Raw genomic sequence first — 7410 nt, forward strand, 5'->3', positions numbered from 1 at the left:
TCATCAGCTCGTAATACGCGTTCTCGTTCTGCCTCCTCGTGAGTGCACGCGATGGACACCGTTCGAGCCCGGGACCATGTGGAGCTCTCTCTCAAAGGCCCCTCCCGGGCAGAACGGCTGACGTCGAGCCGATCCGTGAACCTGCGGCCGAACCTGTGGGTTCGCGAAATGGGTTGTTGTGCAGCGTGACCATGCTGCACGAGGACGACCTTACGTCCTCAGCATCGAGCAGCGCGCATTTGTGCGTCGCTCCCTGAGTGCCACGCCCCCGGAAGGGGCGTGGCATTTCAGGTCTGAAAATCAAAGCTCGCTCACCGGCGCAAACCGGGGCGGGCTTTTTTTGTTTCTGGTGAGAGACCTCGATCTTCAGGAGACGCTCATGCACCAGAACGCCGAGATTTCCGCCGCTATCGCGGCAACGCTGGACCTGCGCCGTCCGCAGTACAAGGACATGCCGCACGCCTGGCGCGCACTTTGTGAGGCGGCTCATGTCGCCAGTCTTTCGGAAACCGCGCGAGCGGATTTCCTCAATCGCGTAACGACCCAGCGCGGGGCCGACACAGCCCTGCGCCTTCGGGAGCATGCTGTGTCCATCCGGGCGCAGGTCGTTCAGTTCCTTCAGAAAAGGAGAACGGACGAATGCATGCACCCATCACCTACAGCGAGCCCGGCGGACGCCGAAGCCTGCTAGAAGAGCGGCCCATGCGGCCGCCAATCATCGGTAAGATCCGGCCCGGCATCAAGGTCCTGACCAAGGCCGCGCGCGAGAAGCCCGAAGCCGTGCGGATCCACGATGCCGGCCTGGCTCGAGGCGAAAGCTTCGAGCGTATTGCGGCCGAGATCATCCGGGCGACCGGCATCAAGATGCCGATGGTCCCGAAGAACGTTCCGTGGTTCACCTGCCGCGCCTCTGACTTCGCCAACCCGGCGCTGGCCGAGGACATCGTGCAGCGCTACGGCGAGGACCGCAACGACGGCAACGGACATCGCCTCTGGCGCTTTCCCGTGGTCTTTGTGTTCGACGACTGGCTGAGCAACATGCCCAACCAGCTCGTGGCATGGACGCACAGCGGTCGACAGTACTTCTCCGAGTATGGCCCCGACGGCAGGCGCTACTGCAAGATGTACGCGCCACCTGTGCGCGACGCGCGGGCCAACCGCGCAAAGCGCATGTGGGGCGGCCGCACCATCATTCTGCGTCAGGACGAGGATGTCCCTGATGGCATTTGTGACCCACAGGAATGCCCGCAGTACCAGAGCGGACACTGCAACCTCTCGGCCAGCTTCTATTTTTCCGTGCCCTGCGCGACGGGGCTTGGTCTGATTGAAATGCCCACGACCTCGATTTACGTTCTGCAAAAGGCTCACGCCGCCATGCAGACCGTTGCGATGGCCCGTGGCAGGCTGGTGGGCGTCAAGTTCTGGATGTCCAAGCAGGAAGTCGAGATCAGCCGTATCGATGACGGCGGCAAGCCGGTGCGACAGATGCAATGGCTCATCACGCTGGACGCAGAGATCGACATCGCCGCGCTGCTGGACGGTTCCGACCGCCCGGTGCCTGCTCTGGAGCTGGCCAATCAGGCCGCAGACGCCCTGGAAGGGGAGCGGCGTGCCGGGCCCGACGATGTCGACAACCTTGTCCACGATTCAGGCGTTGGCGATGGACCTTCGCTGCCTGCGCACAACGCCGATGCGGAGCCGTCGCCCGAGGACGACGATCTCGAGAGCCAGTACCGCGATCTCATTGCCCGGCTGGAGTTGGACAGCGATGAAGGGGCACTGCAACTCAAGGCTTTTGCCGCGGCCACCATCGGGCGTGGCTGGTCCAAGCGCCCGCACGACGTGCGTCAGTTCGTAAAAGAACTGCGTACGGCGCTGGCCAATCCGCTCGCGTTCCGTGAACAGGTGGCTGCCATCGCCGCGGACGTCCTTCCGTAACCTGCCAGCCTCGTGCCGGCGTTTGCAGGGAAGCCCATCGGGCTTCCCTTTTCCTTTCTCTGCCGCACTTCGCCGGCACATTTCGTTTGGAGGTAGCACGATGCTCAACGAGAGCGAGCCCTTGTGGCTTGCCCACTTTTCTGACCTGCATTACTCGCCCGGCAACTTGGCCGAGGCCGACCGGTGTTTCGGCTTCGCGGTAGAGAATGCCATCGTTTCCGGCTGCCATGTCGCCGTAGTGTCCGGCGACTCGACGGACCACGGTCTCGATGCGCACACGCCGGCGCTTGGATCGCTCGCACGGCGCATCCATCGACTCTCGGGCTACTGCCCAGTTTTGATGCTGCAAGGGACATTCAGCCACGAGCCGCCCGGCACGCTGGACGTGATCCGGCTCATCGGTGCGCAGTATCCAGTCTATGTCGCTGATCGCATCCACCAGGTGGCGCTATGTGACGGCGCGTTTTATCCGTCGGATGGCCCCATCTTCACCGAGGCGGAGATTGACGTCCTGCTGGCGCAACACGGCAAGCCCGAGGTCGTCTTCACCTGCGTGCCAACCGTCAACAAGGCGGTGTTGGCTGCGGCGGCAGGAGTGGCCAAAGCGGCAACCGCGGTGGGTGACCATCTGGCTGCTTACCTGGCCGCCGCTGGCACGATGAACGCGCGTTTGCGCAGTTGGGGGATCGCCACGGTCGGCGTCTCGCACGGCACGGTCAACGGCTGCCAGACCGAGCACGGTGTACCCATGGCAGGCTTCGATCACGAGTTCGGGATCGGCGCCCTGTTCGACGCGGAGTGCGATGGCTTCCTACTCGGCCACATCCACCGTGCCCAGCAATGGGAACGGGAGGGGAGGGTGATTGCCTACCCAGGCTCCATTGGACGCTTCCACTACGGCGAGATCGGTGCAAAAGGGTACCTGCAATGGGACATCGTTCCGGGCAGGGCGACCGCAGCGCTGGTGGAGACGCCCGCGCGCGAGACGGTCTGCGTGGACTTCGATGGCCCGCCGGACATGAACGCGTTGGCTGCCCTTGCGGCCGAGTCTGTCGACAAGTTCGTGCGCGTGCGCTGGACGGTGAACGAAGAGCATCGGCAGTTGGTCGACCGCGACGCCATCGTGGCGTTATTTGCCAAGAGCGCCGAGCTGAAAATCGAAGGCCACATCCTGCCCGCCGTGCGCAGCCGTGCCGAAGGCATCAGCCGTGCGGCCAGCCTGCCCGAAAAGCTCTCCCGGTGGGGGGAATTGACCGGTGTTGCGACAGGCCCTCTCGCGGAGCGGCTGGCGCTGCTGGAATCGCTTGACGCGCAGTCGATTGCTGACGGCGTGCTTGAACAGTTGCGCGGCATGCCGGCGCCGGAACCCGCGGAATCGCCCGCCTGGTCGGAGGATTTCCCATCCGGAGCCAGCCCGTTCGCGACGCCCGGCGATGATGTACCAACTACGCGTGCCGAACCACTGGGCTTGACCCCTGCAGCAGCGCCGCAGATGGAGTGGCTGACCGACGACCTTTTTGCGTAGCAATACGCCAACACCTTGAGCATGCAAGCCATGTTCCGACTGCCTTTGTGGCAGTCGAAACCCGGTTTCACCCCGCGTCCTGGACGCATCGACCCAGCAGTATCCATCTCTTTCCATTGTCCCTGACGGGTGCTTCCCGTTCGGGGCGCACTCCGTCCTATCCCGAGGAGTGCACCATGATCTTGTATCACGCCGGCCCGCAGTGGCTGTTCGTCGACGAGACGTCTATCAATCGTTCGGAGATGGCCAAGCGCCTGACCGAAAATCATGGGTTCACCCCATGCACGCTGTACGAGCCGTTTGGCGCAGGCCGCGGCGCGGTCATTGCGAAGCATGACCACATGCTGGTGATGGCGCTGGGCGAGGCGGGTGGCAACACCTTCTATGCGGTGGCGCCGTCCAAGGAACTGCAGGACCTCATCTGGTCGTTCTCGCATGGCCTGGCTTCCCAGTGGAGCGAGCTGGAACTCCGCGCCCTGACCGGCGAGGCGGACTGGAATGCTCTCATGACGATGGCCGCAGCGCAGTTCGCGGCCGCACGCCGCTCGGTCGAGCGCGCAATCGCGGGCACGCCGGCGCATGACGCGCCCAACGCCGAAGCATCCATGCCGGCAGACATGCCGTTGCTGGACGATGAAGTGATGGAAGTGCCGCCGGACTACCTTCACTCCTTTACCGGCATGGAGGTGTCCGAATGCGCCCATTGAAACTCACGCTCGCCGGATTCCATGGGATCCGCGACGGGATGCAGCGCGACAGCGTTACCGTCGACCTCTCCTCCTTGCCCGCCGGGCTGATCGCGCTTGTCGGCCCGAACGGTGCCGGCAAGACGACGATCATGGACAACCTGCATCCGTATCCGATCATGCCGAGCCACGCGGCCAAGATGTCGGCCGACGCGTTCTCGTACTGGGACCATCTCTGCGCACCACGCGCAGAGAAGGATCTGGAATGGGAGCATGGCGGCAAGGTCTACCGGTCGGCATTCGCGTTCCGCAACCCGGGCAAGAGCCGCAAGGCGGAGTATTACTTGTTCGCGAAGGTGGATGATGACTGGAAGCCGGTGCAGCTGGCCGATGGAACGTTGTCCGATGGCAAGGCGGAGACCTATGGTCGCTGCCTCGAGGCGGTGCTCGGTTCGGCCGAGGCGTTCTTCACGAGCGTCTTTTCTGCCCAGAACCGCCGGCCGCTGGCCAGCTATCAGCCTGCCGAGATCAAGACGCTGCTCGCCGAGCTGCTCGGAATCGACCACCTGCGTGAGTTGTCGGCCAAGGCTGGCGACGTCGGCAAGGCGTTGAACCGGGCTTTGGAGACGGTGCAGCGGGACGTGCTTGTGCTGGCCGGAAAGCGCGACACCGTGAACGCGATCGCCAAGGAGATCTGCCAGATTGACGAGGGTCTAGGCGCCGAGCGCGCCCGCCGCGCAGACCTGCTCACCAGCGGCAGCAAGCTGGAGCAGGAGCGTGCGACGCTGGCGGCCAAGCAGGCCGCCTCTGCCGGCACCGAAGCACGTTTGCGCGAGCTGGACCAGCGCCATCGTGAACTGACGGGCCGCAGGCAGCAGCTGGCCGGCGACGACCGTGCTGCGGCGTCGAAGGCTTCGGCGCGACGCCAGGATCTGCAACGCCTTGCCGCGGAGCACCGGTCCACGCTTGCCCAGGCTGAAGCCATCAAGGCGGCAGCCCATCAGCGTGACGAAGTGCAGCTGGCGCTGGGCCGCCATCGCGGCGAACTGGAGCGCCTGCAGAAGGAGCTCGCCGATCTGGAGCCCGTTGCCGGCCAGCACGCGGCGCTCGCCAGCGAACTACGGGGGATGGAATCCCGTGGATCGGTGGCGGCGCAGTTGGTCAAGACGCTCAAGGCCCAGACGGAAGTGATGGACCAGGTACCGTGCGCTGGCCATGACATGCACGCGCGTTGTCCGTTGCTGGCCCAGGCGCGCGAAGCCAACGGCAAGCTCGAGCCACAGGTCATCGAAGTGGCGAACCTGCGTACCAGCTACAAGGCAAAGCAGGAGGCCTTGCAGCAGTTGGCCCAAGCGCTGGCGCGGCTCAACGTCGTGCGCCGCGCCGTTGCAGCGCTGCGGCAGGAAGTCGAGCAGGGCAATTCAGAGCTGCAGCGCCTCACGGGGCTTGCAGCGAAGAAGCCTTTGCTCGATGCTGCGGCGTCCGCATTGGACTTGGCGCAACGCGATTTCGTGACCCTGGAGGCGGAGGAAACCGAACGGAAAGAACGGCTCGAACGTGATACCCGTGACGTGGACACGCAACTGGCGAGCCTGCAGCGCGAGCGCGACAGCCTGGCTGTGACGGACGTGACCGGCCTCGTTGCCGATCTTGACCGTCGGCTTGCAGCCGGCCGCGAGGCGGTCAGTGCATTAGACGGCCGGATCGAATCGCTGATCCGCCGGCAAAGCGCCCTGTCCACCGAGCGCAGTCTGCTCGAGCGGGAGCTCGTCGGGTTGGGCGGCCTTGAATCCCATGTCCAGCGTCTGTCCGACGAGATCGCCCAATGGAAGTTGCTCGCCAAAGGGCTCGGGAACGATGGCGTCATTGCCTTGTCGATCGACGACGCTGGCCCTGCCATCACCGCCATGGTCAATGACCTGCTGCTGGCTTGCTACGGACGGCGCTTCACGGTCGCCATCCAGACGCAGACGAAGCTGGCCAATGGTGACGCCCGGGAGGGCTTCGCCATCAGCGTGCTTGACGCGGACAACGGCACGACGAAGGATTTCTCCGTGCTGAGTGGCGGCCAAAAGGTGTGGATCAACGAATGCCTGACGCGTGGAATCGCCCTGTATCGGGCGCAAGACACGCGGCAGCCGTTCCAGACCCTGTTCACCGACGAAGCCGACGGCCCGCTCGATCCGGAGCGCAAGCGTGCCTTCATGCAGATGAAGCGCGAGGTGCTCCGGCTTGGCGGCTACGAGCGGGAATTCTTCATCAGCCAGACGCCCGATCTCGTTGATGAAGCCGATGCCGTCATCGACGTGGTGGCGCTCGCGGCTCAGTAGCGCCGCGACTCCGTCGTTCCTTTCTAATCAAGCCCGCATTCCCGAAAGGAGTGCGGGGCTTTTTTTCTATGACTTCCGAGTTGACGTCCTCCCCTGCCTAAAGGCAGGGGATTCCCACAGCTGGCGATGCACGTCCGCATCGGAGAATGTTCAGCGCAGCATTGGTATCACGGTCATGCACGACACCACATCGACTACACGTCCACTCTCTTATTCGCAGTCCTGCGATACCTTTCGGCCGCGTCGTGCTGTCTTTCGAACCACACGCCGAACAGGACTGGGTAGAACCGCTTTCGTTCACTTCCTCAAACGTGGCTCCGTGCGCAATCGGTTTGTAGCGGAGCTTGTCCCGGAAGGACGACCAGGATGCGTCGTAGACGCTCTTCGCCATCTTGGTTTTGGCGAGTTTCAACGCCGACACGTTGCCGACTGCGATGTAATCGAAGCGCCGGACGAGATCGAGCGCGAGCTTGTGCTGGAAGTCGGCGCGGGCATTCGCCACCTTGGCATGCAGCTTGGCGATATGCCGCTTGTGCTTTCGCGCCCGCTGCGCCTTCGCCAGTCGTTCGGCGGCATGCCGGCCAAACCGGTCATTGGGAAGCTTCTCGCCGGTCGAGAGCGTTGCGAAGTCCTTCAAACCAAGGTCGATGCCGACGCCAGCTTGAATCGGACGTGCCGGCACATCAGCGACCTCGATCACGATGTTGAGAAACCAGTTCCCACGCAAGTCCTGGGCAAAGTTTGTGCCGTCCTTGATCTTGCCCGCGGGCAACGGGCGGCTGTTGAACACGCGGAAGGTATTCCCGGCAAAGCGAAACGCCTCGCCTTCTCGTTTCAGATCGCGGCCCTTCAAGGCATTTCCTTATACGGAAGTCATGACTCTTCCCGCAGTGCCTGAATGGTGAGCGCGGCGTCCATGGTTCGCTGCATG

At 63.7% G+C, this 7410-nt stretch carries 5 protein-coding genes and 1 pseudogene; 5 read left to right on the top strand and 1 reads right to left on the bottom strand.

Going from position 1 to position 7410, the window contains the following annotated elements:
- Nucleotides 1–379: 379 nt before the first annotated feature.
- The 5 genes from J8I82_RS33540 to J8I82_RS33560 all read left to right on the top strand — a co-directional run bounded on the left by J8I82_RS33540 (nt 380) and on the right by J8I82_RS33560 (nt 6479).
- Nucleotides 380–691 carry a DUF7696 family protein gene (locus J8I82_RS33540; RefSeq protein WP_116386089.1) on the top strand — a complete coding sequence of 104 codons (312 nt, stop codon included), beginning with the start codon at nt 380–382 and terminating at the stop codon, nt 689–691.
- Nucleotides 640–1938 carry a recombination directionality factor gene (locus J8I82_RS33545; protein WP_431831606.1) on the top strand — a complete coding sequence of 433 codons (1299 nt, stop codon included), beginning with the start codon at nt 640–642 and terminating at the stop codon, nt 1936–1938. Before J8I82_RS33540 ends, J8I82_RS33545 begins: the two co-directional genes overlap by 52 nt.
- A 100-nt stretch (nt 1939–2038) precedes the next feature.
- The gene (locus tag J8I82_RS33550; RefSeq protein WP_209763976.1) at nt 2039–3463 is read left to right on the top strand and encodes a metallophosphoesterase family protein; all 1425 of its coding nucleotides are present in this window, start codon (nt 2039–2041) and stop codon (nt 3461–3463) included.
- A gap of 176 nt (nt 3464–3639) precedes the next feature.
- On the top strand, nt 3640–4170 hold the full coding sequence (locus J8I82_RS33555) for a hypothetical protein (RefSeq protein ID WP_209763977.1): 531 nt from the start codon (nt 3640–3642) through the stop codon (nt 4168–4170).
- The gene (locus J8I82_RS33560) at nt 4158–6479 is read left to right on the top strand and encodes a sbcc family protein (protein ID WP_209763978.1); all 2322 of its coding nucleotides are present in this window, start codon (nt 4158–4160) and stop codon (nt 6477–6479) included. The genes J8I82_RS33555 and J8I82_RS33560 overlap by 13 nt, the downstream gene beginning before the upstream one ends.
- Nucleotides 6480–6576: 97 nt before the next feature.
- Here J8I82_RS33560 and J8I82_RS33565 read toward each other — a convergent pair.
- A pseudogene (locus tag J8I82_RS33565) lies at nt 6577–7332 on the bottom strand (RNA-guided endonuclease InsQ/TnpB family protein); the annotation flags it as partial.
- Nucleotides 7333–7410 lie beyond the last annotated feature (78 nt).

The organism is Cupriavidus consociatus (genome assembly GCF_017814975.1).
Lineage (GTDB): Bacteria > Pseudomonadota > Gammaproteobacteria > Burkholderiales > Burkholderiaceae > Cupriavidus > Cupriavidus consociatus.

Excerpts from the sequence above, each read along its gene's own strand:
- J8I82_RS33540 (WP_116386089.1), top strand. The coding sequence starts at position 380 with ATGCACCAGAACGCCGAGATTTCCGCCGCTATCGCGGCAACGCTGGAC.
- J8I82_RS33545 (WP_431831606.1), top strand. The coding sequence starts at position 640 with ATGCATGCACCCATCACCTACAGCGAGCCCGGCGGACGCCGAAGCCTG.
- J8I82_RS33550 (WP_209763976.1), top strand. The coding sequence starts at position 2,039 with ATGCTCAACGAGAGCGAGCCCTTGTGGCTTGCCCACTTTTCTGACCTG.
- J8I82_RS33555 (WP_209763977.1), top strand. The coding sequence starts at position 3,640 with ATGATCTTGTATCACGCCGGCCCGCAGTGGCTGTTCGTCGACGAGACG.
- J8I82_RS33560 (WP_209763978.1), top strand. The coding sequence starts at position 4,158 with ATGCGCCCATTGAAACTCACGCTCGCCGGATTCCATGGGATCCGCGAC.